Raw genomic sequence first — 21,320 nt, 5'->3', positions numbered from 1 at the left:
TGACGGCCACGCGGCCGGGTCTTCGCATCCCGGCCCTTTCCCCCACGGGTCAGTCGGTGGGCTTGAAGGTGTCGAACGCGGTCTTGCGCAGCGTCCGGCACTCCGTGCTGTCCCACTCGTCCGCCTTGCAGCTGATCATGATCGCGTAGCCGTGGTCGGCGTCGACCTTGAAGCCACGGTTGATCACATGGACCCGCTGGCCGTGCTGGGTGCGCTCGAACTCCCAGTCGGCGACGGTCGGGTAACCGTTGTACTGGACCTTGTTGATGCCGAGTTGATGGAAGTCGTTGCTGCTGGCGGCGACGGCGCCCTTCGCGGCGTTCCAGGCCGCGGCCGCGTCGCCACCGGGCGAATCGGTGTAGTCGACCTGGACACGGGGGAAGCCGCCGTTGACGTTGTAGATGGCACCGGAGTTGTTGCCCGCCACCTTGTTGAAGCGGAAGTCCTCGGGCATGGCCATCGTGAAGTGGAACTTCTTGTTCGTGACCGTCTTGAATCCGGCGGGCAGCGCGTCACCCGGCTTGTCGCCCTTGCCGCTGCCCTTTCCGTTGTCCTTGCCGTCACCCTTGTCCTCGCCCTGCCCCTGGCTCTGACTGCCGCTCTGGTCCTGGTCCTTGCCCTGGTCCTTGCCGCTGCCGCTGCCGCTGCCGCTGTCAGTCTCCGTGGAGTTGCCGGTCGGCGCCGAGGGCCCGGCCGATGTGGACTTGTCGCCCTTGCCGCCGTGGTTGCCCGCGTTGTTCTTGTCGTCCCCGCCGACCGAGAGCGCAAAGATCGTGCCGATCACGGCGAGCACTATCACGGCCGCGATGATCGCCAGGGTGCGGCGCGGGACCACGTCCGTGATGGACGCCCGGGGCGGAGTGGCCGGTGACGTCGCCGGGCGCGGCGGCGGTACGGCGGCGGAGGCCGTGGCGGCCGTGGGCCGGGCGGGCTTCGCGGAGGTGCCCGCGCCACCGGCCGAGGGGGGGTCCGAGGGCTTGGGCGGCACGGTGGCCGAGGCCGCGGCGGCGCCCGTCGCTGCGGCCGGTGCCTTCGCGTTCCGTACCGAGCGCAGTGCGCCCCGCAGCCGGTCCCGCGTGCCCTCGCCCTGCTCCGCGGGCTTGGGCGTCGCCTTGGCACGGGGTTCGGCCGGCGACTTGGGCAGCGCCATGACCTGGGTGGCTTCGGCGGGCGCGGGCACCACCGGGTCCGGCTCCTCGGGGGCGTGGATCACGTCGTTGAGAAGAGCGCGGGCGCCCGCGTCGTCGAGCCGCTGCTCGGGGTCCTTGGCGAGCAGGCCGTAGATGACCTCCTCCAGCGGACCGGCGTTCTTCGGCGGGTCGAGCGGCTCGGTCATCACCGCGGTCAGGGTGGCGATGGCCGACCCCTTGTCGTACGGCGGGGAGCCCTCGACGCTGGCGTACAGCAGTCCGCCGAGCGACCAGAGGTCGGCGGGCGGTCCCGGCTTGTGGCCGCGGGCGCGCTCGGGAGAGATGTACGAGGGGGCGCCGACGAGCATGCCCGTGGAGGTGACCGACGGGTCGCCCTCGACCTGGGCGATGCCGAAGTCGGTCAGCACGACCCGGCCGTCCTCGGCGATCAGCACGTTGGACGGCTTCACATCGCGGTGCAGGATGCCCTCGCGGTGTGCCGAGCGCAGCACGTCGAGGATGGCGAGGCCGACCTCGGCGGCGCGCTTCGGCGTCAGCACGCCGTCCTCGCGCACGGCTTCGGCGAGGGACTTGCCCTCGATCAGCTCCATCACGATCCACGGCCGGTCGTCCTCGTCGACCACGTCGTAGACCGTCACCGCGCCGTTGTTGCGGATCCTGGCGATCGCCTTCGCCTCACGCAGCGTGCGTGTGATGAGGCGTCGCTTCTCGTCGTCGTCGATGGCCGAGGGGAACCGCAGTTCCTTGACCGCGACCGTGCGGCCCAGCGTCTCGTCGACGGCACGCCAGACCGTGCCCATACCGCCCCGGCCGAGCACCTCCCCGAGCCGGTATCGCCCCGCAAGGAGACGTCCGTCCTTGTCCCGTTGGGGCTCCCGTGCCTGCTCCGCCTCCGACATGCGTCCCCTCTGCGATCAACCCGCCCTGGCAGAGCGTTCATTGTCCCTCACCCCGGCACCGGTCATGGTGCCGGGTCCACCGGGCCGTCAAGATGTGCCCGGAGGAAAGGAATACCTGCCATGCCGATACTCAGGGCGCTGCTCACCGCCCCGTTGGTGCTGGCGCTGCTCGGGCTGGGAACAGTGCCTCTGCCCAGCGAACCACATCTCACCCCCGCAGCCGCCTACCTCCCCCGGCTCGTCGCCGACGGCGATGCCCCCACGGCGGCGCTGCTGGCCCGCAGCACCACCTCCGCACCGTACGACACCTACCGCTCGACGGGGCCCGGCATCCGACGGGCGGACCACTTCCGGGCGGGCAGCATCACCAAGACCTTCGTCGCCGCGGTCGTCCTCCAGCTCGTCCAGGAAGGGAAGCTGCGCCTGTCGGACACGGTCGAACAGCTGCTGCCCGGGCTGGTGCACGGCAACGGCAACGACGGCCGCCGCATCACCCTGGGCGCCCTGCTCAGCCACACCAGTGGTCTCTACGACTACACCGCGGACCCGTCGGTCCACCCCCTCTCCGCCACCGCGGCGGTTCGCGTCGCCCTGGCCCACCGTCCGACGGACGCCCCCGGCCACTACGCCTACTCCAACACCAATTACGCCGTACTCGGACTCGTCGTTCAACGGGTCACCGGACACCGCTACGCCACCGAGATCCGCGACCGCATCATCATCCCCCTCCGTCTCACGGGCACTTCCCTCCCGGGTGCCCGAACCGATCTGCCCTCCCCGCACGGCCGCGGCTACACCCGCGATCCGGCCGACGGCCGCCTGCACGACGTCACCACGCTCGACCCGCGCACGGCGGGCGCGGCCGGCGAGCTGATCTCCACGCTCGACGATCTGAGCCGCTTCTACGCGGCCCTGCTGGGCGGCCGCCTCCTCGCGCCCGCCCAGCTGAAGGCCCTGCTGAACACCCGGGCCACGCACGGCGTCTACGGCCTGGGCATCTATCCGCAGAGGCTCTCCTGCGGCATCACCGTCTGGGGTCACAACGGGCATATCGCGGGCAGTTACGTCCGCACCGCCGCCACGCGCGACGGCGGGCACACCCTGACCTACCGCGTCGACACGGACACCCTGAACGACGCGGAGACCCTCGAAGCGGCGCTGCTGGACGCGGAGTTCTGCGACCGCCCGCAGAAACCCGGGAGTTCCTGAGGCCTGTCCCGCAATCCCCGGTGGACATGACCCAGGGCCTCTCGTCTGGATCATGCCGGGCTCGCGGGGTCCGGCACGCACGCCCGCCGCGTTTGTCGTCGGTCGCCAGGGCCTCTTGCCCGAACTCTCGGCTCCGCTCGACCAGGGGAGCCGCCCATCCGGCTCCCTCCTCCGCCTCGCGATCGCACGCACCGGACCCCGCTCCCCGATCCGGCCCGATCCAAACGAAAGACGCTAGATCGGCACGATGTCCGGAGCCCCGAGCCGCGCCGCGTCGGCCGTGAGGTCGTCCGGCTGCCGCTGCGACTCCCGCTCCGCCTGCACCCGCTTCTCGTAGTGCTCGACCTCCCGGTCGATCTGCCCCTCGTCCCAGCCCAGCACCGGCGCCATCAGCTCCGCGCAGAGCCGGGCGCTGTTCGTGCCCCGGTCGAAGGTCTCGATGGAGATCCGGGTCCGGCGGGTCAGTACGTCGTCGAGATGGCGGGCCCCCTCGTGCGAGGCCGCGTAGACGACCTCGGCCTTCAGATAGTCGTCCGCCGAGGGCAGCGGCTCCCCCAGCGTCGGGTCGCCGAGGATCAGTTCGAGGATCTGCTCGGTCATCGAGCCGTAGCGGTTGAGCAGGTGCTCCACCCGGGCGACATGGAGGCCGGTGCGGGCCGCGATCCTCGCGCGGGCGTTCCACAGGGCCGGGTACCCCTCCGCCCCCAGCAGCGGGATCTCCTCGGTGACACAGGCCGCCACCCGCTGGTCCAGGCCGTGCACCGCCTCGTCCACGGCGTCCTTCGCCATCACCCGGTACGTCGTGTACTTGCCGCCCGCCACGACCACGAGGCCCGGCAGCGGATGCGCCACCGTGTGTTCACGCGAGAGCTTGCTGGTGGCGTCGGACTCGCCGGCCAGCAGCGGCCTCAGCCCGGCGTAGACACCCTGGACATCGTCCCGGCTCAAGGGTGTGGCCAGGACCGAGTTGACGTGTTCGAGCAGGTAGTCGATGTCGGCGCTGGACGCCGCCGGGTGCGCCTTGTCCAGGTCCCAGTCGGTGTCGGTCGTCCCGATGATCCAGTGCCGCCCCCACGGGATGACGAAGAGGACGGACTTCTCGGTCCGCAGGATCAGGCCGGTCGAGGAGTGGATGCGGTCCTTGGGGACCACCAGGTGGATGCCCTTGGACGCCCGGACGTGGAACTGTCCGCGTTCTCCGATCAACGCCTGGGTGTCGTCCGTCCAGACCCCGGTCGCGTTGACCACCTGCTTGGCCCTGACCTCGTACTCACCGCCCGCCTCGACATCCTCCACCCGGGCGCCGACGACCCGCTCGCCCTCCCGGAGGAATCCGGTCACCCGCGCACGGTTGGCCACATGTGCGCCGTAACCGGCAGCGGTGCGCACCAGGGTCGCGACGTAGCGGGCGTCATCCATCTGTGCGTCGTAGTACTGCAACGCCCCGACCAGGGCTTCCTTCCTCAGTGCCGGGGCGACCCGCAGGGCGTGGCGGCGGGAGAGATGCCGGTGCACGGGCAGGCCTCGGCCGTGGCCCGACGACACCGACATCGCGTCGTAGAGCGCCACTCCGGAACCGGCGTAGAGCCGCTCCCAGCCCTTGTGCTGCAACGGATAGAGGAACGGCACCGGCTTCACCAGATGCGGGGCGAGCCGCTCCAGGAGCAGCCCGCGCTCCTTCAGCGCCTCCCGGACGAGCGCGAAGTCGAGCATCTCCAGATAGCGCAGCCCGCCGTGGATCAGCTTGCTCGACCTGCTCGATGTGCCCGACGCCCAGTCGCGGGCCTCGACCAGGCCGGTGGAGAGTCCTCTCGTCGCCGCGTCCAGCGCCGTACCGGCGCCGACCACGCCCGCTCCCACGACCAGCACGTCCAGTTCGCGCTCGGCCATCGCGGCCAGCGCCTCGGCGCGTTCCGCAGGTCCCAGTGTCGCTGTCCTCACTGCTGCCTCCCGGGTAAATCGGGGTGGTCCGGCACGGGAACCGGCCCTGGCCCTGCGGTCGGGGCGGCCCGTACCCACCTCTCGATTCTGTCCGCCGTCCCCGACTTCGGCCACCGCCTGTGGACAACACAAGGACGACAGGAGGCTCACAATGCGACATATAGGTCATATTTACGCCTAGTGTGACATTGCGCTGTCCATAGCGGTTGCGCTTTCTGCCCTCATGGTCCATAGACCGACCGGGAAGGACGGCCCATCCACATGCCCGCAGACCTTGCAGTCATCGGACTCGGCCACCTCGGCCTGCCCCTCGCTCAGGCCGCCGTGGCCGCAGGCGTGCAGACCGTCGGCTACGACACCGACCCACGCACCTACCCGGAACTCTCCGCCGGCCGCACCCCCGTCGAGGGATCGCTCACCGCCTCGGACATCCGCCGGATGCTCTCGGGCGGCTTCCGGCCCACCACCAACCCGGCCGAGCTGGGCCGGGTCCGTACCGCGGTGATCTGCGCGCCCACCCCGCTCGGCGCCGACCGCACCCTCGACCTGACCGCCGTCGGCGACGCGGCCCGCGCGCTCGCCGCCCGGCTGCGCCCGCACACCACCGTCCTGCTGGAATCGGCCGTACCGCCCGGCACCACCGAGAACTACCTGCTGCCGCTGCTCGAAGAGGGCTCGGGGCTGCGCGCCGGCCGCGACTTCCACCTCGCCTGCTCCCCCGGCCGCCTCGACCCCGGCAACCGCAGCCACGTCTACGCCAACACCCCCAAGGTCATCGGCGGCCTCACCCCCGCCTGCACCGAGTCCGCCGCCGCCTTCTACGGCCGGCTCACCGACAAGGTCGTCCGGGCCCGCGGGCCGCGCGAGGCCGAGATGACGAAGGTCCTGGAGACCAACTTCCGGCACGTCAACATCGCCCTGGTCAACGAGATGGCGGTGCTCTGCCACGACCTCGGCGTCGACCTGTGGGACGTCATCCGGTGCGCCGAGACCAAGCCCTTCGGCTTCCAGCCGTTCCGTCCGGGCCCCGGCGTCGGCGGCCACGGCGCACCCGTCGACCCCGGCTGTCTCCCGTACAACAGCCGCACCCCCGGGCACCCCCTCCGGATGGTCTCGCTCGCCCAGGAGATCAACGACCGGATGCCGCAGTACGTGATCCAGCGCTGCGCCACCCTGCTGAACGAACACGGCAAGTCCGTCCGCGGCGCCCGGGTGCTGCTGCTCGGGGTCACCTACAAGCCCGACCTCGCCGACCAGGAGCGATCTCCCGCCCGGGAGATCGCGAGCCGGCTGATGGACATGGGTGCCCAGATCGGCTACCACGACCCGCACGTCCTGGACTGGCGGGTGCGCGAACTCCCGGTGCCGCGCGCCGACTCCCTGTACGAGGCGGCGGCCGGCGCCGACCTCACGGTGCTGCTCCAGCACCATCGCACGTACGACCTCCAGGGCCTCGCGGTGAAGGCCCAGCTCCTCCTGGACACCCGGGGCGCGACTCCGGCGGGGGCCGCACACCGGCTGTGAGAGCGGTCCTCCCCGGGATTTGGGTGGGGAGATGTCACAGGCTGCTGCTAGCCTGCGGCGTCACTTCTCGCACAATCGTGCGCTTCCGTCCCAGGGGGGATACCACCATGAGCCAGCCCGTGCCGCCGTCGGACCAGCCGCAGCAGCCGTACGACGCCCAGCCCGGCGGCAACCCGTTCGCGGGCCAGCAGCCCGGCGCCCCGACCGGCAACCCCTTCGCGGGCCAGCAGCCCGGCGCCCCGTTCGGCGGCGCGCCCGTCGCCCCGCCGGCCCCCGCACGCAACAACATCGGCCTCGGCCTGGTCGCCGCCGTCGTCGCGGCCGTCGTCGCCGCGGGCATCTACGGGGCCATCATCGGCGCCACCAAGCACGAGATCGGCTACGCGGCCGTGGGTGTCGGCTTCGTCGTCGGCTTCGCGGCGGGCAAGCTCGGCGGCCGCAACCCCGTGCTGCCGGTCGTCAGCGCCGTGCTCTCGCTGGTCGCGGTCTACTTCGGCCAGCTGCTCGGCGAGGCGATGATCGCGGCCAAGGAGCTCCCGGTCACCGTCTCCGAGCTCTTCTTCGACCACTTCGGCCTGCTGAACGAGGCGTGGAAGGCCGACTCGGACTTCATCTCGTACCTCTTCTTCGCCATCGCGGCCGTCGCCGCTTTCTCCGGCGCCAAGAAGGCCGCCGACTAGGTGGCGTCGTCCGCCCGGGGGGCGGGGCCGGGGCGTCCGGTGCGTGCGATCGCAAGGCGGAGGAAGAAGAGCGCAGCGGGCTGCGCCGACGACCCCCGACGCGGCGAAAACAATGGGGTCTCCCCTGCTCGAGCGAAGCCAAGAACCTGGGGAAGTGCCGGACGCCCGACCAGGCGGGACTTTCGAAACACGCCCTGGTCGCCGACCGCACACGCGGGAGGACCCGGACCGTGACGGTGTGCGGTCCGGGTCCTCCCGTCGTGCTCGGGGGACTCAGCGGCGGTGCTGCGAGTCCGCCACCGTGACCTCGACGCGCTGGAACTCCTTGAGGTCGCTGTACCCCGTCGTCGCCATCGCCCGGCGCAGCGCGCCGAAGATGTTCATCGAGCCGTCGGGGGTGTGCGAGGGACCGGTCAGGACCTCCTCGGTGGTGCCGACCGAGCCCAGGTCCACCAGCTTGCCGCGCGGCACGTCCTCGTGGACGGCCTCCATGCCCCAGTGCCGGCCGCGGCCGGGCGCGTCCGTCGCACGGGCCAGCGGGGAGCCCATCATCACGGCGTCCGCGCCGCAGGCGATGGCCTTGGGCAGGTCGCCGGACCAGCCGACGCCGCCGTCCGCGATCACGTGCACGTACCGGCCGCCGGACTCGTCCATGTAGTCGCGGCGGGCGCCGGCCACATCGGCGACCGCGGTCGCCATCGGGACCTGGATGCCGAAGACGTTGCGCGTGGTGTGCGCGGCGCCGCCGCCGAAGCCGACGAGGACACCGGCCGCACCGGTACGCATCAGGTGCAGGGCGGCGGTGTACGTGGCGCAGCCGCCGACGATCACCGGGACGTCCAGCTCGTAGATGAACTGCTTGAGGTTGAGCGGCTCGGCGGCACCCGAGACGTGCTCGGCGGAGACCGTCGTACCGCGGATGACGAAGATGTCCACGCCCGCGTCGACGACGGCCTTGGAGAACTGCGCCGTGCGCTGCGGGGAGAGCGCGGCGGCGGTGACGACACCGGAGTCGCGCACTTCCTTGATGCGCTGCCCGATCAGCTCCTCCTGGATCGGGGCGGAGTAGATCTCCTGGAGGCGACGGGTCGCCGACTCGGAGGGCATCTCGGCGATCTCGTCGAGCAGCGGCTGCGGGTCGGCGTGCCGGGTCCACAGGCCCTCGAGGTTGAGGACGCCGAGGCCGCCGAGCTCACCGATGCGGATCGCGGTCTGCGGGGAGACCACGGAGTCCATGGGAGCGGCCAGGAACGGCAGCTCGAAACGGTAGGCGTCGATCTGCCAGGCGATCGAGACCTCCTTCGGGTCGCGGGTGCGACGGCTCGGAACGACGGCGATGTCGTCGAATGCGTACGCCCGGCGGCCGCGCTTGCCGCGCCCGATCTCGATCTCAGTCACGATGGTGTGGCCTTTCCCTCTATGTCTGCGCTGTCCAGTATCCCCGACACACGACTGAGGGGCGGTCCCGGGAACCCCCGGACCGCCCCTCGGCTGCGCTGTCGCGCTACTTCCTGCTGTAGTTCGGCGCCTCGACCGTCATCTGGATGTCGTGCGGGTGGCTCTCCTTGAGGCCCGCGGACGTGATGCGGACGAAGCGGCCCTTGGTCTCCATCTCGTCGATGGAGGCGGCGCCCACATAGCCCATGGTCTGGCGGAGGCCGCCGACGAGTTGGTGCAGCACGTTGGCCAGCGGGCCGCGGTAGGGCACCTGGCCCTCGATGCCCTCGGGCACCAGCTTGTCGTCCGAGGCCACGTCGGCCTGGAAGTAGCGGTCCTTGGAGTACGAGCGGCCCTGCCCGCGGGACTGCATCGCCCCGAGGGAACCCATGCCGCGGTACGACTTGAACTGCTTGCCGTTGATGAAGAGGAGCTCACCGGGAGACTCCTCGCAGCCCGCGAGGAGACTGCCCAGCATGACCGTGTCGGCACCGGCGGCGAGTGCCTTGCCGATGTCGCCGGAGTACTGCAGGCCGCCGTCGCCGATGACCGGGACGCCGGCCGCGCGGGCGGCGAGTGCGGCCTCGTAGATCGCGGTGACCTGCGGGACGCCGATGCCGGCAACCACGCGGGTGGTGCAGATGGAGCCGGGGCCCACGCCGACCTTGACGCCGTCGACACCGGCGTCGATCAGGGCCTGCGCGCCGTCACGCGTCGCGACGTTGCCGCCGATGACGTCGATGCCGACGCTGGACTTGATCTTCGACATCCAGTTCAGCGCATTGCTGTTGTGTCCGTGCGAGGTGTCGACGATGAGGAAGTCCACGCCCGCCCCGGCCAGGGCCTGCGCGCGCTCCAGGGCCTCGGGGCTGGCGCCGACCGCCGCACCGACGAGCAGGCGGCCCTCGGCGTCCTTGGCCGCGTTCGGGTACTGCTCGGCCTTCACGAAGTCCTTGACCGTGATGAGGCCCTTGAGCACGCCCGCGTCGTCGACCAGCGGAAGCTTCTCGATCTTGTGGCGGCGCAGCAGCTCCATGGCGTCGACGCCGGAGATGCCGACCTTGCCGGTCACGAGCGGCATCGGCGTCATGACCTCGCGCACCTGGCGGCTGCGGTCGGACTCGAACGCCATGTCGCGGTTGGTGACGATGCCGAGCAGCTTGCCCGCCGGGTCGGTCACCGGGACGCCGCTGATGCGGAACTTGGCGCACAGCGCGTCGGCCTCGGCCAGCGTCGCGTCCGGGTGCACGGTGATCGGGTCGGTCACCATGCCGGACTCGGAGCGCTTCACGAGGTCGACCTGGTTGACCTGGTCCTCGATGGACAGGTTGCGGTGCAGCACACCGACGCCGCCCTGCCGCGCCATGGCAATGGCCATGCGCGACTCGGTGACCTTGTCCATCGCTGCGGAGAGCAGCGGAATGTTCACGCGTACGTTGCGGGAGATGCGCGACGAGATGTCGACTGCGTTGGGCAGCACTTCGGATGCGCCGGGCAGCAGCAGCACGTCGTCGTATGTCAGCCCGAGCGTCGCGAATTTCTCGGGCACTCCGTCGACGTTTGCAGTCATGACACCTTCCCCAAATGGCCTTGATCGGTGCGGATGTCCATGCTAACGGCCTTCGGGAGTGTCTCATTCCACGAGCAAGATCACCTAGAGGTTCTGTAGCTTCGTACGGGACCCTCCGTACGGGTCCGGCCTGATCCGCTCATTGTTCCGCGAGGGCCCGCAGCCTGCTCAGGGCGCGGTGCTGGGCGACCCGGACCGCGCCCGGCGACATGCCCAGCATCTGTCCGGTCTCCTCCGCGGTCAGGCCGACGGCGACCCGCAGGACGAGCAGCTCGCGCTGGTTGTCCGGGAGGTTGGCGAGGAGCTTCTTCGCCCAGGCGGCATCGCTGCTGAGCAGGGCGCGCTCCTCGGGCCCGAGCGAATCGTCCGGCCGCTCGGGCATCTCGTCGGACGGCACGGCCGTCGATCCCGGGTGCCGCATGGCGGCCCGCTGGAGATCGGCGACCTTGTGGCCCGCGATGGCGAACACGAAGGCTTCGAAGGGCCTGCCGGTGTCCTTGTAACGCGGCAGCGCCATCAGCACCGCGACACAGACCTCCTGCGCCAGGTCCTCCACGAAGTGGCGGGCGTCACCAGGCAGTCGGTTCAGCCGTGACCTGCAGTAGCGCAGCGCGAGGGGGTGGACATGGGCCAGCAGATCGTGGGTGGCCTGCGCGTCGCCCTCGACGGCGCGGTGCACCAGGGCACCGATTTCCGTCGTCTCGTCGTCGCGCATCGGACCATGGTGCCCCGGAGCCGCGCCGTCCGTGCCGCCGCGCCCGGAGTTGTGCACCGAAGCGTTATGAGCGGGTGCGCCGGAAGTCATGCCCTGCGCCCTCCCCTTCCGCTCGACCGAATCGTTCCCGAGGAACTCCACGCCCTCAAGGATGCGGCATCGGCCAGGAAGCTTCACATACCGTCGGCGCGACGGGCTCCACCGGTGGAGCGGAGCCCGTCCCGCGCACGTCGGTCACGTCACCCCGTCCGTCAGAGCGCGGACGGGGAATCGATCGACTGCCGGCCATGGCCGAACCTCAGCGGACCAGGCCCCAGCGGAAGCCGAGCGCCACGGCGTGTGCCCGGTCAGAGGCGCCGAGCTTCTTGAACAGACGCCTGGCGTGCGTCTTGACGGTGTCCTCCGAGAGGAACAGCTCACGGCCGATCTCCGCGTTCGAACGGCCGTGGCTCATTCCTTCGAGCACCTGGATCTCACGCGCGGTGAGCGTCGGTGCCGCACCCATCTCGGCCGACCGCAGCCGGCGCGGGGCGAGCCGCCACGTCGGATCGGCCAGCGCCTGGGTGACGGTGGCGCGCAGCTCCGCACGGGAGGCGTCCTTGTGCAGATAGCCGCGGGCACCGGCGGCGACCGCGAGCGCGACCCCGTCCAGGTCCTCGGCGACGGTCAGCATGATGATCCTGGCGCCGGGGTCGGCGGAGAGCAGCCGCCGTACCGTCTCCACACCTCCCAGACCGGGCATGCGTACGTCCATCAGAATCAGATCCGAACGGTCGGCGCCCCAGCGGCGGAGGACTTCCTCGCCGTTGGCCGCCGTCGTCACGCGCTCGACGCCGGGCACGGTCGCGACCGCACGACGGAGCGCCTCTCGGGCAAGCGGGGAGTCGTCGCAGACGAGGACGGATGTCATGACCGTCCTCCGCAGCTGATGCGCGTCACCTTGAGCCTCCAGGCTGTTACAAGTCGTCACCTGTGCGGTTGACACTCTCGGACACCTGCCCGATCGCTTTTTTCGTCAACCGCTTCCGCCCTCTCAACGACGGTCACTCGAAAGAGTTACGGGTCGGACAAGCGGGTTCGGCACTCTACGTGAGGGGGCGCACACGGAAGAGAACGGCGCGGATCGTTCAACGGTCAACCGAAATTTCACAGGAAGGCATGCCCCATTTAGCGGGTTTTCTTCCCTTTTGCTGGTGTCTGTGGATAGATTCGCAATCAGTCATATTTACATCTACTTACTCCGTAGATGTACGGTCGTGGGCACGGTCGATGACGGACGACAACGACGTTTCCGACTCAGCATGGTTTCGAGGGGATAAGCAATGGCAGATTTCTCCCGCCTTCCCGGACCCAACGCCGATCTCTGGGACTGGCAGTTGCTGGCGGCCTGCCGTGGGGTCGACAGCTCGCTGTTCTTCCACCCGGAGGGTGAGCGCGGGGCGGCACGGAGCGCCCGCGAGAACTCGGCGAAAGAGGTCTGCATGCGATGCCCGGTACGCGCCGAGTGCGCGGCACACGCCCTTGCGGTGCGTGAGCCCTACGGGGTGTGGGGCGGACTGACCGAGGACGAACGCGAGGAGCTCATGGGACGGGCCCGCAGCCGGCTGATCGCGGCAGCGGCACCCTCGGGCGTCCCGTCCCCGTCCGGGCACGGCTGATCCCGCCGCACCCGCACAACAACAGAAACCTTTCGGCAATTCACCCGGCCACGGGGAGGGAATGACCTCGGGACCGGGCCACAGGCAGGCCCCTCAGAGGCTGTCGAGTGGCCTCGGACCGGAAAGCGGGCGCGGTCCGGTGCGTGCGATCCCAAGGCGGAGGAGGGAGTCGGATGGGGCCTCCCCCGCTCGAGCGGAGCCGAGAGCTCGGGGAAGGAGCCTTGGCGACCGACGACAACGCGGGAAGCGTGCGTACCGGACCGCGCCCGCCCGGTCGGAGGTCACCCGACAGCCTCTCAGCGGGCGGCCGCCAGGGACAGACGGTCCAGGGTGGCCGCCACCGCCGGGACCTGCGCCAGGTCGGGCAGGGTCAGCGCGACGATCTCGCGCTCGATGGCCGGCTCCACCATCACGGTGCGCGCCCCCTTGGGACGTACCGACTCGATCGCCAGCTCGGGCAGCACGGCCACCCCGAGCCCGGCGCCGACCAGGCCGACCACCGCCGGGTAGTCGTCGGTGGCGAAGTCGATCCGGGGGGTGAAGCCCGACTCCTCGCAGACCTCCACCAGTTGACGGCGGCAGCGCGGGCAGCCCGCGATCCAGGACTCCCCGGCCAGGTCGGCAATGCCCACCACGGCCGAGTGCGAGAGCCGGTGCCCCTCGGGGACCAGGCCGATCAGCCGGTCGGTGAGCAGCGGACGGACGACCAGGTCGTCCCACTCGGTACCGGAGGCGCCGTAGCGGAAGGCCAGCGCGATGTCGCAGTCGCCCTCGCGCAGCATCTCGACCGAGCGCGGCGGCTCGGCCTCCACCAGTGAGACCCGTGTGCCGGGGTGGGCCTCGCGCAGTGCGGCGAGGGCGCCGGGGACCAGGGTGGAGCTGCCGCTGGGGAACGAGACGAGCCGGACCCGGCCGGCCCGCAGCCCGGCGATGGCGGCGACCTCCTCCTCGGCGGCGGTGAGCCCGGCGAGGATGCCGGAGGCATGCCGGACGAGGGCCTCGCCCGCCTGCGTGAGCCGCATCTCGCGCCCCGTACGGATCAGCAGCGTGGTGCCCGCGGAAGCCTCCAGGGCCTTCATCTGCTGGCTGACCGCCGGCTGGGTACAGCCCAGTTCGCGGGCGGCGGCGGAGAACGAGCCGGTGGCGGCCACGGCGCGCAGAACACGGAGATGACGGGCTTCGATCACCCCTCAACCATAAGCGAATCTTGGGTTCAATTTGAATTATTGACACGCTTCTTTGAGATTGGCTGGTGAGCGTTCTCCCTGTGACGTCCATGGAACCGGATGGCGTCCACGGAACCGACAGAATGACGTCCATGGAACCGACAGAGCCGATCCGGCTGCTGAGCGTGAACACGGGACGGCCGAAGGCCGTCGACCACACCGATGCCCCCTCGGGCCTGACCGGCATCGACAAGCGGCCCGCCGAAGGCCCCGTACGCGTCAGCGACCCCGGGCCCAAGGGCACCGGCGGCAGCGGTCTGTCCGGGGACGCAGTGTGCGACCTGCGCCATCACGGCGGCTCGGACCAGGCCGTGTACGCCTTCGCCCGCGAGGATCTCGACGGCTGGGAGCGGGAGCTCGGCCGCCCGCTGGCCAATGGTGCGTTCGGCGAGAATCTGACCACCGCCGGGCTCGATGTGAGCGGCGCGAAGATCGGCGAACGCTGGCGGATCGGCCCCGACCTGGTGCTGGAGGTGACCTCGGGCCGGATTCCGTGCCGTACGTTCGCCGGTCATCTCGACGAGCCGCGCTGGGTCAGGCGGTTCACGCAGGCGGCCGCGCCCGGCGCCTATCTGCGGGTGATCGAGCCGGGTGAGATCCGGGCCGGGGACCCGGTCGAGATCGTGCACCGCCCGGACCACGGCGTCACCGTGGAGATGGAGTTCCTGGCCTCCACGACGCGGCGGGAGCTGCTGCCCGAACTGCTCGCGGCCCAGGACGCGCTGCACCCCGAGACCTTGCGTGCCGCTCTGAAGTACACCGGGAACCCGGCGGCGGACAGCTGATCACGGCGTACCGGACAGGCACTAACGTGCCGCGTATGACGACTGCACTGATTACGGGCGCGACCGCGGGGATCGGTGCCGCCTTCGCGCGGCGGCTCGCGGCCGACGGGCACAACCTGGTGCTGGTGGCGCGGGACGCCGAGCGGCTGCGCGAGCAGGCGACCGAGCTGCACGACCGGCACGGCATCGAGGCCGAGGTCCTGAGGGCCGATCTGTCCGAGGACGAGGGGATCGGCGCGGTCGAGAACCGGTTGGCCGACCGTCGGCACCCGGTCGACCTGCTGGTCAACAACGCCGGGTTCGGCAACAAGGGCCACTATCTGGAAGTGCCCATGGCCGATGAGCTGAAGATGCTGAAGGTGCACTGCGAGGCGGTGCTGCGGCTGACCTCGGCGGCCGCGGCCGGGATGCGGGAGCGCGGCCGGGGCGGGGTGGTCAACGTGGCCTCGGTGGCCGCGTTCGTGCCGCGTGGGACGTACGGCGCGTCCAAGGCGTGGGTCGTGCAGTTCACCCAGGGCGCGGCGAAGGACATGGCCGGTTCGGGGGTACGGCTGATGGCGCTGTGCCCGGGGTTCGTACGGACGGAGTTCCACCAGCGGGCCGGGATGGGGACCGGCAACATCCCGGGCTGGATGTGGCTCGACGCCGACAAGCTGGTGGAGACGGCCCTGGCGGATCTCGCCCGCGGCAAGTCGGTCTCGGTCCCCGACCCCCGGTACAAGGCGCTGATGGGGCTCGTGAAGGTGACGCCGCGCGGCCTGCTCGGAGGGGTCACCTCCAGGACGGGCCGCAAGTACGGTCCTCAGTGAGCGGTCGGTTACCTCACCCCGCGGCCCGCGCAGGCGCCGATGTCGGGGGCGCCGGGCTTCAGCACGTTGCCGAAGCAGTCCTTGCCGCCGTTGTTCTCGATGACGGCTCCGGCGGCGAGGGCGGGCGAGCCGGCCGCCGAGCCGGAGGTCGGCCCGGAGCTTCTGGTCGGCCGTGGTGCCGCCGGGGTCGGGGCGGGCCATGTCGATGCCGTAGAAGGCGTTGGGGTCCAGATGCCCCCGCATTGGCGTAGGGCGAGCGGAGCCGGAAGCCGTCGACCCGGTTGCGGTCGACGCGGGTGCCGCTGGTGGTGTCGGGCTTCATGCCGTCGCCGGCCAGGGACTTCAGCGTGTTGTGGTGGATGCGGACCCCGGTGCTGGGCGTCCACTCCCCCGGGTACACGTTCGGGTCCTGCTGCCGGCCGACCGGATCGCGCTTGGAGAAAGTCGTGACGGAGCCCGAACTCCCGCCCGCGCACTCGCCGTTGTACACCCTGCCCGATGCGCTGCTCACTGTGCATGTCGCAGGTCACTGGGCGACGAGCTGCACCGGATGGCCGACCAGGCGCTGGACGAGCTGGAGCGCTTCGCGGCCGGTCCGCCCTTCGCGGACCGCGTGCACTCCGGAAGCCTGGGCCACTCCGCCCGAGTGTCCGAACCACTTCGGACCCGCTCGTCCCGAGCCGTCGAGAAGCCCGTGCCTCACTAAACTGGAAGCATCCCATCCGGAACATGAGACCGGGAGATGCCATGCGATTCGTACAAGTTATCGACTGCAAGACGGAGCGGTTCGAGGACATGGACCGTCTCATGGACCGCTGGGTCGAGCAGACCCGGGGCACCCGGACCGCCACGCACAGCCTCGTCGGCAAGGACCGTTCCGACGGGTCCCACTATGTCGAGATCGTCGAATTCCCGTCGTACGAGGACGCGATGGCCAATTCCGGGCTGCCCGAGACCGAGCGGATCTTCCAGGAGATGGTGGCGCTCTGCGACGGGATGCCCACCTTCACCGACCTCGACGTGGTCCGCGACGAGCAGCTGAACCGGGCGCAGGCCCGCCGCTTCTTCCACGAGATCGCCGTCGGCGGCCATCTCGACGCCATCGACGAGGTGTTCGCGGCCGACTACACCGACCACGACATCGCGAGGACGGAACGGGCAGTGGTCGGTGCCGACCGGTTGCGCGCCGATGTCGCCCGCTGGCGTGCCGCCTTCGACTTCACCTTCGAACTGGACCGGCAGATCTGCGAGGGTGACGACGTCGTGACGCTGTGGACCTGGACCGGAACCCACAAGGGCGAGTTCATGGGCATCGCCCCCACGGGCAGGCAGTGCGTCATGACCGGCACCACGATCTTCCGTTTCGAGGACGGAAGGATCAAGGAAGGCTGGTGGCACGAGGACCTCATGTGCCTGATGCGCGAGATCGGCGCCCACGGAGGGATTGCGGCACCCGCCTGAACGCCCGAAGGCCCCCTGTCCCTCCACCGAGCGGTGGGACAGGGGGCCTTCTGCGGCTGTGCGCCCTGAGCGGCTGTGCGTCAGTGCGAGTGGCCGTGACCGCCGTGGGCGGCCTCGGCCTCCTCCTCGGCCGGCTTCTCGACGACCAGGGTCTCGGTCGTGAGCAGCAGCGACGCGATGGACGCGGCGTTCTCCAGCGCGGAGCGGGTGACCTTGACCGGGTCGATGACGCCGGCCTTCACCAGGTCGCCGTACTCGCCGGTCGCGGCGTTGAAGCCCTGGCCCTTGTCGAGCTCGGAGACCTTCGAGGTGATGACGTAGCCCTCGAGGCCGGCGTTCTCGGCGATCCAGCGCAGCGGCTCGACTGCGGCGCGGCGCACGACCGCGACACCGGTGGCCTCGTCGCCGGTCTTGCCGAGGTTGCCCTCCAGGACCTTGACGGCGTGGACGATGGCGGAGCCACCACCGGAGACGATGCCCTCCTCGACCGCGGCGCGGGTCGCGGAGATCGCGTCCTCCAGACGGTGCTTCTTCTCCTTGAGCTCCACCTCGGTGGCGGCACCGACACGGATCACGCACACACCGCCGGCCAGCTTCGCGAGGCGCTCCTGGAGCTTCTCGCGGTCCCAGTCGGAGTCGGTGGCGTCGATCTCGGCCTTGATCTGGTTGACCCGGCCCTTGACGTCGCCGGGCTCGCCGCCGCCGTCCACGATCGTCGTGTCGTCCTTGGAGACGGTGACGCGGCGGGCGGTGCCCAGCACGTCCAGACCGGCCTGGTCGAGCTTGAGGCCGACCTCCTCGGCGATGACGGTCGCACCGGTGAGGGTGGCGATGTCGCCGAGCATGGCCTTGCGGCGGTCACCGAAGCCCGGGGCCTTCACCGCGACGGCGTTGAAGGTGCCACGGATCTTGTTGACGACGAGAGTCGACAGCGCCTCGCCCTCGACGTCCTCGGCGATGATCAGCAGCGGCTTGGAGCCACCGGCCTGGATGACCTTCTCCAGCAGCGGGAGGAGCTCCTGGATCGAGCCGATCTTGCCCTGGTGGATCAGGATGTACGGGTCGTCGAGGACGGCCTCCATACGCTCCTGGTCGGTCACCATGTACGGGGACAGGTAGCCCTTGTCGAAGGCCATGCCCTCGGTGAAGTCGAGGTCCAGACCGAAGGTGTTGGACTCCTCGACGGTGATGACACCGTCCTTGCCGACCTTGTCCATCGCGTCCGCGATGAGCTCGCCGACCTGCGGGTCCTGCGCGGAGAGCGCGGCCACGGCGGCGATGTCGGTCTTGTCGTCGATCGGCCGGGCGGTCGCGAGGAGCTCCTCGGACACGGCCTTGACCGCGGCGTCGATGCCCTTCTTCAGGGCGGCCGGGGAGGCACCGGCGGCGACGTTGCGCAGACCCTCGCGGACGAGCGCCTGGGCGAGCACGGTGGCGGTGGTCGTACCGTCACCCGCGACGTCGTTGGTCTTGGTCGCCACCTCCTTCACCAGCTGGGCACCGAGGTTCTCGTACGGGTCGTCGAGCTCGACCTCGCGCGCGATGGTGACACCGTCGTTGGTGATGGTGGGAGCGCCGAACTTCTTGTCGATGACGACGTTGCGGCCCTTGGGGCCGATCGTCACCTTGACCGTGTCGGCAAGCTTGTTGACGCCGCGCTCAAGGGCGCGACGGGCGTCCTCGTCGAACTTCAGGATCTTCGCCATGGGAGCTGAGCTTTCCTCTCGAACGAACTGCGCCCCTGACCACCCGGCTGGTTATTCGCGGGGGCCAGGGGCGCAGAACAGAAGCAAACGTGGGTGAATTACTTCTCGACGATCGCGAGCACGTCGCGAGCCGAGAGGACGAGGTACTCCTCGCCGCTGTACTTCACCTCGGTGCCGCCGTACTTGCTGTACAGCACGACGTCGCCGGTCTTGACGTCGAGCGGAAGGCGCTCGCCGTTCTCGAAGCGGCCCGGGCCCACGGCCAGGACGACGCCCTCCTGGGGCTTCTCCTTGGCGGTGTCCGGAATGACCAGGCCGGAGGCCGTGGTCTGCTCGGCGTCGAGCGGCTGGACCACAATGCGGTCCTCGAGCGGCTTGATCGCAACCTTGGAGCTGGCGGTCGACACGATCCGGTCTCCCCCTTCGGAGATCTCACGGGGTAACAGTCTTGGGGTGGCGACCAGGTCGATCCGTCGTCGCGGGTGCCGGACCTGCCAGTCGCGCAGTACTGCTGGCACTCTCCAGTGGCGAGTGCCAGCACCGAGACTATGACCGCGATTAGCACTCGGTCAAGCGGAGTGCCAATTCAGGCGATCGTGGCGCCGCAGGTGCCCGGTTCCGGCGGCCGGAAAGGCAACGACCGGGGCACGGTCCGGACAACAGTCCGGACAACAAGGGGACAACGTACGGACGGACCGGACCGTTCCGTACGACCGTGTGGACATGACCCGTCCCTCCCCCGGCCCGCGGCCGGACCAGCGGTCCGGACGGCAGCCGTATGCGTCGCGTGCCGTGAACGGCTGCCTCGATGTGGTGCTCGGACTGCTGCTGGCCCTCCTGGAGGGGCTGATCTGCGGGGTCGCCACCGTCCAACTGGCCTTTTCCCGCACGGACCTCGGCGGCACTCGGACAGCGGGCCCGCCGCCGATGGACTGGACGCCCGTCCTCGTCCTCGGCGGGATCGCCGCGGTGATCTGCCTGATCGGCGTCGTGCTGATCCGCGGCAACTGGCCCCGGGCGGGCGTGATCCAGCTGCTGGCGGCGCTGGTGCTGTGCGTGGTGACGGTGCGGGTCGGCCACGAGGACTACCGCCGCTCGCACCCTGCGCCCGCGTCCACCCCCTCGTACGATCCCGGCCGGGCCGGCCACCAGTGCCTCAGCGGCGGCAACGACCGCGAGTGCCGGGACTCCGGCAGCTGACGGCAGGAGATCACGACGATCGACCCCAGCTCGCCGTGATCACCTCGGGCCGGCGGGCCCGTCGCGGGGGTGCGCGACGGATGGTGCACCCGCTGCGGGCCCGCCGCAGGTGTGCGCGACGAGTGGTGCACCCGCTGCGCCGCCTTGCGGCCCAGCCGTTCGATCGGGTCCACCGACGGTGCGCAGCCGTTGGCGGCCAGCAGCGCACCGGCCGCCAGCAGTCCGGCCAGGAGCCGGTGCGCGCCTCTCATACGTAGTCCTCCAGGCGGGCCACGGCGTATCCCCTGTCCGTGACGGTCTTCATGACCGCCCGGACCAGATCGGCCATGCTGCCGCCCCATTCCGCGCGGCCCCGGAAGTGCGTGAGGACGATGTCGCCGGGGTGCAGGTCCTCGTCCTCCTCGCGCCACTCCATGTGGTCCGGGAACGCCTCGGCGTTCCAGAGCGGCACGGCCTTGATGCCGCAGGACTTGGCGATGCGGAGCGTGTCCACGTTGTAGTTGCCGTACGGCGGACGGAAGAGCCTTGGCCGCTGCCCGAACTGCTTCTCGATGATCTCCTGCTCGTCGCAGATCTCGCGCCTCTGCTCGGCGTACGAGAGGTCGGGCAGATGAGGGTGGTTGAGCGTGTGGTTGTTGAGGGTGACGCCCAGCCGCTGCGCCTCGCCGAAGTACCCGTAGTTGTCGTTCACCTCGTAGTCGCTGAGGAACGCGCTGTACGGGATGTCCAGCTCGTCCATCATCTGCAACAGCTCGGGGTCCTTCTCGGAACCGTCGTCCATCGTCAGGAAGACGACGCGGTCCTTGGTCGGAACGGTAGTGAAGACCGGCGGCAGCGAGTCGTCGCCGCCCTCCACCTCGAAGCCCTCGCGGGTGGTGATGCGCGGCTTCACGGCGGGCGGCCGCGGTGCGATCAGCGGCGCCTTCTCCAGCCCCCATTTCTTGGCGAGCGCCGCCCGCACGGCCGGGCCGAACCTCGCGTTCTCGTGAGCGCCGCCGGATGCGCGGTCCTGGCCGGCGCGCTGTCCGGGACCGCCCGGGTGCCCGGCGGCGGGGTTCGCGGCGGGTTCTCCGCCCGGGTTCCCGGCGGCGAGCCGGTCCGGGTGCTCGATGTCGCCCGGCTGCCCGCCGGACCCGGAGGCGCAGCCGGAGCCGACCGCGGCGACCAGGAGCGCGGCCAGGACGACGCAGGCGGGCCGGTGCCCGCCGGGGCCCCGTCCCTGTCCGGAATCGGGTACGGACGATTTGCACCGCTTTGCAGTCATATTTTCCGTTTGTCGTACAAGTTGCATGGCGTCGCATCCTGCCAGCACGTGATCGGCCTCCCGGCTCGACACCGCCGCCGGGCCC

18 protein-coding genes and 1 pseudogene are annotated in these 21,320 nt (G+C 70.3%); 9 read left to right on the top strand and 10 right to left on the bottom strand.

The genetic code is table 11. From position 1 onward, the window contains the following. Positions 1–49 precede the first annotated feature (49 nt). Positions 50–2,050: a protein kinase domain-containing protein gene (locus ACWCQ6_RS10240; RefSeq protein WP_451087403.1), complete on the bottom strand. Its 2,001-nt coding sequence runs from the start codon at positions 2,048–2,050 to the stop codon at positions 50–52. A gap of 120 nt (positions 2,051–2,170) precedes the next feature. Between ACWCQ6_RS10240 and ACWCQ6_RS10235 the strand changes: the two genes are divergently transcribed. Beyond that, positions 2,171–3,259, top strand: coding sequence for a serine hydrolase domain-containing protein (locus ACWCQ6_RS10235; protein WP_451087401.1), 1,089 nt, complete (start codon positions 2,171–2,173; stop codon positions 3,257–3,259). 234 nt (positions 3,260–3,493) lie between these two features. On the opposite strand, the gene ACWCQ6_RS10230 is transcribed toward ACWCQ6_RS10235, so the two are convergent. Beyond that, on the bottom strand, positions 3,494–5,200 hold the full coding sequence (locus ACWCQ6_RS10230; protein WP_451087399.1) for a glycerol-3-phosphate dehydrogenase/oxidase: 1,707 nt from the start codon (positions 5,198–5,200) through the stop codon (positions 3,494–3,496). A gap of 261 nt (positions 5,201–5,461) precedes the next feature. On the opposite strand from ACWCQ6_RS10230, the gene ACWCQ6_RS10225 reads away from it, so the two are divergent. Both ACWCQ6_RS10225 and ACWCQ6_RS10220 read left to right on the top strand, forming a co-directional pair. Then, on the top strand, positions 5,462–6,724 hold the full coding sequence (locus tag ACWCQ6_RS10225) for a nucleotide sugar dehydrogenase (RefSeq protein WP_451087397.1): 1,263 nt from the start codon (positions 5,462–5,464) through the stop codon (positions 6,722–6,724). A 107-nt stretch (positions 6,725–6,831) separates the two neighbouring features. After that, positions 6,832–7,404: a hypothetical protein gene (locus tag ACWCQ6_RS10220; RefSeq protein WP_451087395.1), complete on the top strand. Its 573-nt coding sequence runs from the start codon at positions 6,832–6,834 to the stop codon at positions 7,402–7,404. Positions 7,405–7,677: 273 nt separating this feature from the next. On the opposite strand, the gene ACWCQ6_RS10215 is transcribed toward ACWCQ6_RS10220, so the two are convergent. The 4 genes from ACWCQ6_RS10215 to ACWCQ6_RS10200 form a co-directional block, all read right to left on the bottom strand. Then, positions 7,678–8,802: a GuaB3 family IMP dehydrogenase-related protein gene (locus tag ACWCQ6_RS10215; protein WP_451087393.1), complete on the bottom strand. Its 1,125-nt coding sequence runs from the start codon at positions 8,800–8,802 to the stop codon at positions 7,678–7,680. A 106-nt stretch (positions 8,803–8,908) separates the two neighbouring features. Beyond that, positions 8,909–10,411, bottom strand: coding sequence for an IMP dehydrogenase (gene guaB, locus ACWCQ6_RS10210; RefSeq protein ID WP_451087391.1), 1,503 nt, complete (start codon positions 10,409–10,411; stop codon positions 8,909–8,911). 139 nt (positions 10,412–10,550) lie between these two features. Next, the gene (locus ACWCQ6_RS10205; protein ID WP_451087389.1) at positions 10,551–11,126 is read right to left on the bottom strand and encodes a sigma-70 family RNA polymerase sigma factor; all 576 of its coding nucleotides are present in this window, start codon (positions 11,124–11,126) and stop codon (positions 10,551–10,553) included. A 298-nt stretch (positions 11,127–11,424) separates the two neighbouring features. Beyond that, complete coding sequence (locus ACWCQ6_RS10200; protein WP_003948568.1) at positions 11,425–12,036, bottom strand: response regulator transcription factor; 612 nt, start codon at positions 12,034–12,036, stop codon at positions 11,425–11,427. A gap of 412 nt (positions 12,037–12,448) precedes the next feature. On the opposite strand from ACWCQ6_RS10200, the gene ACWCQ6_RS10195 reads away from it, so the two are divergent. After that, positions 12,449–12,784 (top strand): WhiB family transcriptional regulator, encoded by a 336-nt coding sequence (locus tag ACWCQ6_RS10195; protein ID WP_124716892.1) that lies wholly within the window; start codon positions 12,449–12,451, stop codon positions 12,782–12,784. Positions 12,785–13,080: 296 nt separating this feature from the next. Here ACWCQ6_RS10195 and ACWCQ6_RS10190 read toward each other — a convergent pair whose 3' ends face one another. Then, entirely contained in the window at positions 13,081–13,971 is an 891-nt protein-coding gene (locus ACWCQ6_RS10190) for a LysR family transcriptional regulator (protein WP_451087387.1), read from the bottom strand. A gap of 149 nt (positions 13,972–14,120) precedes the next feature. On the opposite strand from ACWCQ6_RS10190, the gene ACWCQ6_RS10185 reads away from it, so the two are divergent. From ACWCQ6_RS10185 to ACWCQ6_RS10170, 4 genes and pseudogenes are all read left to right on the top strand, one after another. Beyond that, positions 14,121–14,795, top strand: coding sequence for an MOSC domain-containing protein (locus tag ACWCQ6_RS10185; protein WP_451087556.1), 675 nt, complete (start codon positions 14,121–14,123; stop codon positions 14,793–14,795). A 35-nt stretch (positions 14,796–14,830) separates the two neighbouring features. Further along, entirely contained in the window at positions 14,831–15,604 is a 774-nt protein-coding gene (locus tag ACWCQ6_RS10180; protein WP_451087385.1) for an SDR family NAD(P)-dependent oxidoreductase, read from the top strand. A 446-nt stretch (positions 15,605–16,050) separates the two neighbouring features. Then, positions 16,051–16,247, top strand: a pseudogene (locus tag ACWCQ6_RS10175) (hydroxyacid dehydrogenase); the annotation flags it as partial. Between the two features lie 104 nt (positions 16,248–16,351). Continuing rightward, entirely contained in the window at positions 16,352–17,065 is a 714-nt protein-coding gene (locus ACWCQ6_RS10170; RefSeq protein ID WP_451087383.1) for an ester cyclase, read from the top strand. 80 nt (positions 17,066–17,145) lie between these two features. On the opposite strand, the gene groL is transcribed toward ACWCQ6_RS10170, so the two are convergent. Beyond that, entirely contained in the window at positions 17,146–18,771 is a 1,626-nt protein-coding gene (gene groL, locus ACWCQ6_RS10165) for a chaperonin GroEL (protein ID WP_451087381.1), read from the bottom strand. 98 nt (positions 18,772–18,869) lie between these two features. Continuing rightward, positions 18,870–19,178: a co-chaperone GroES gene (gene groES, locus ACWCQ6_RS10160; RefSeq protein ID WP_148838741.1), complete on the bottom strand. Its 309-nt coding sequence runs from the start codon at positions 19,176–19,178 to the stop codon at positions 18,870–18,872. Positions 19,179–19,494: 316 nt separating this feature from the next. Here groES and ACWCQ6_RS10155 point away from each other — a divergent pair, with 316 nt between their 5' ends. After that, positions 19,495–19,971 (top strand): DUF6234 family protein, encoded by a 477-nt coding sequence (locus ACWCQ6_RS10155; protein WP_451087379.1) that lies wholly within the window; start codon positions 19,495–19,497, stop codon positions 19,969–19,971. A gap of 247 nt (positions 19,972–20,218) precedes the next feature. Here the strand turns inward: ACWCQ6_RS10155 and ACWCQ6_RS10150 are convergent, their stop codons facing one another. Beyond that, positions 20,219–21,262 carry a polysaccharide deacetylase family protein gene (locus tag ACWCQ6_RS10150; protein ID WP_451087377.1) on the bottom strand — a complete coding sequence of 348 codons (1,044 nt, stop codon included), beginning with the start codon at positions 21,260–21,262 and terminating at the stop codon, positions 20,219–20,221. Positions 21,263–21,320: the final 58 nt, after the last annotated feature.

It is taken from the genome of Streptomyces sp. NPDC001880 (assembly GCF_053594575.1).
The sequence above is the reverse complement of the archived record's forward strand: the minus strand, read 5'-3'. Positions and strand labels throughout refer to the sequence as shown.

Coding starts and splice junctions, on each gene's coding strand:
- ACWCQ6_RS10220 (WP_451087395.1), top strand. CDS start 6,832: ATGAGCCAGCCCGTGCCGCCGTCGGACCAGCCGCAGCAGCCGTACGAC.
- ACWCQ6_RS10235 (WP_451087401.1), top strand. CDS start 2,171: ATGCCGATACTCAGGGCGCTGCTCACCGCCCCGTTGGTGCTGGCGCTG.
- groL (WP_451087381.1), bottom strand. CDS start 18,771: ATGGCGAAGATCCTGAAGTTCGACGAGGACGCCCGTCGCGCCCTTGAG.
- ACWCQ6_RS10170 (WP_451087383.1), top strand. CDS start 16,352: ATGCGATTCGTACAAGTTATCGACTGCAAGACGGAGCGGTTCGAGGAC.
- ACWCQ6_RS10205 (WP_451087389.1), bottom strand. CDS start 11,126: ATGCGCGACGACGAGACGACGGAAATCGGTGCCCTGGTGCACCGCGCC.
- ACWCQ6_RS10180 (WP_451087385.1), top strand. CDS start 14,831: ATGACGACTGCACTGATTACGGGCGCGACCGCGGGGATCGGTGCCGCC.
- ACWCQ6_RS10155 (WP_451087379.1), top strand. CDS start 19,495: ATGACCCGTCCCTCCCCCGGCCCGCGGCCGGACCAGCGGTCCGGACGG.
- ACWCQ6_RS10225 (WP_451087397.1), top strand. CDS start 5,462: ATGCCCGCAGACCTTGCAGTCATCGGACTCGGCCACCTCGGCCTGCCC.
- ACWCQ6_RS10240 (WP_451087403.1), bottom strand. CDS start 2,050: ATGTCGGAGGCGGAGCAGGCACGGGAGCCCCAACGGGACAAGGACGGA.
- ACWCQ6_RS10150 (WP_451087377.1), bottom strand. CDS start 21,262: ATGCAACTTGTACGACAAACGGAAAATATGACTGCAAAGCGGTGCAAA.
- ACWCQ6_RS10200 (WP_003948568.1), bottom strand. CDS start 12,036: ATGACATCCGTCCTCGTCTGCGACGACTCCCCGCTTGCCCGAGAGGCG.
- guaB (WP_451087391.1), bottom strand. CDS start 10,411: ATGACTGCAAACGTCGACGGAGTGCCCGAGAAATTCGCGACGCTCGGG.
- ACWCQ6_RS10195 (WP_124716892.1), top strand. CDS start 12,449: ATGGCAGATTTCTCCCGCCTTCCCGGACCCAACGCCGATCTCTGGGAC.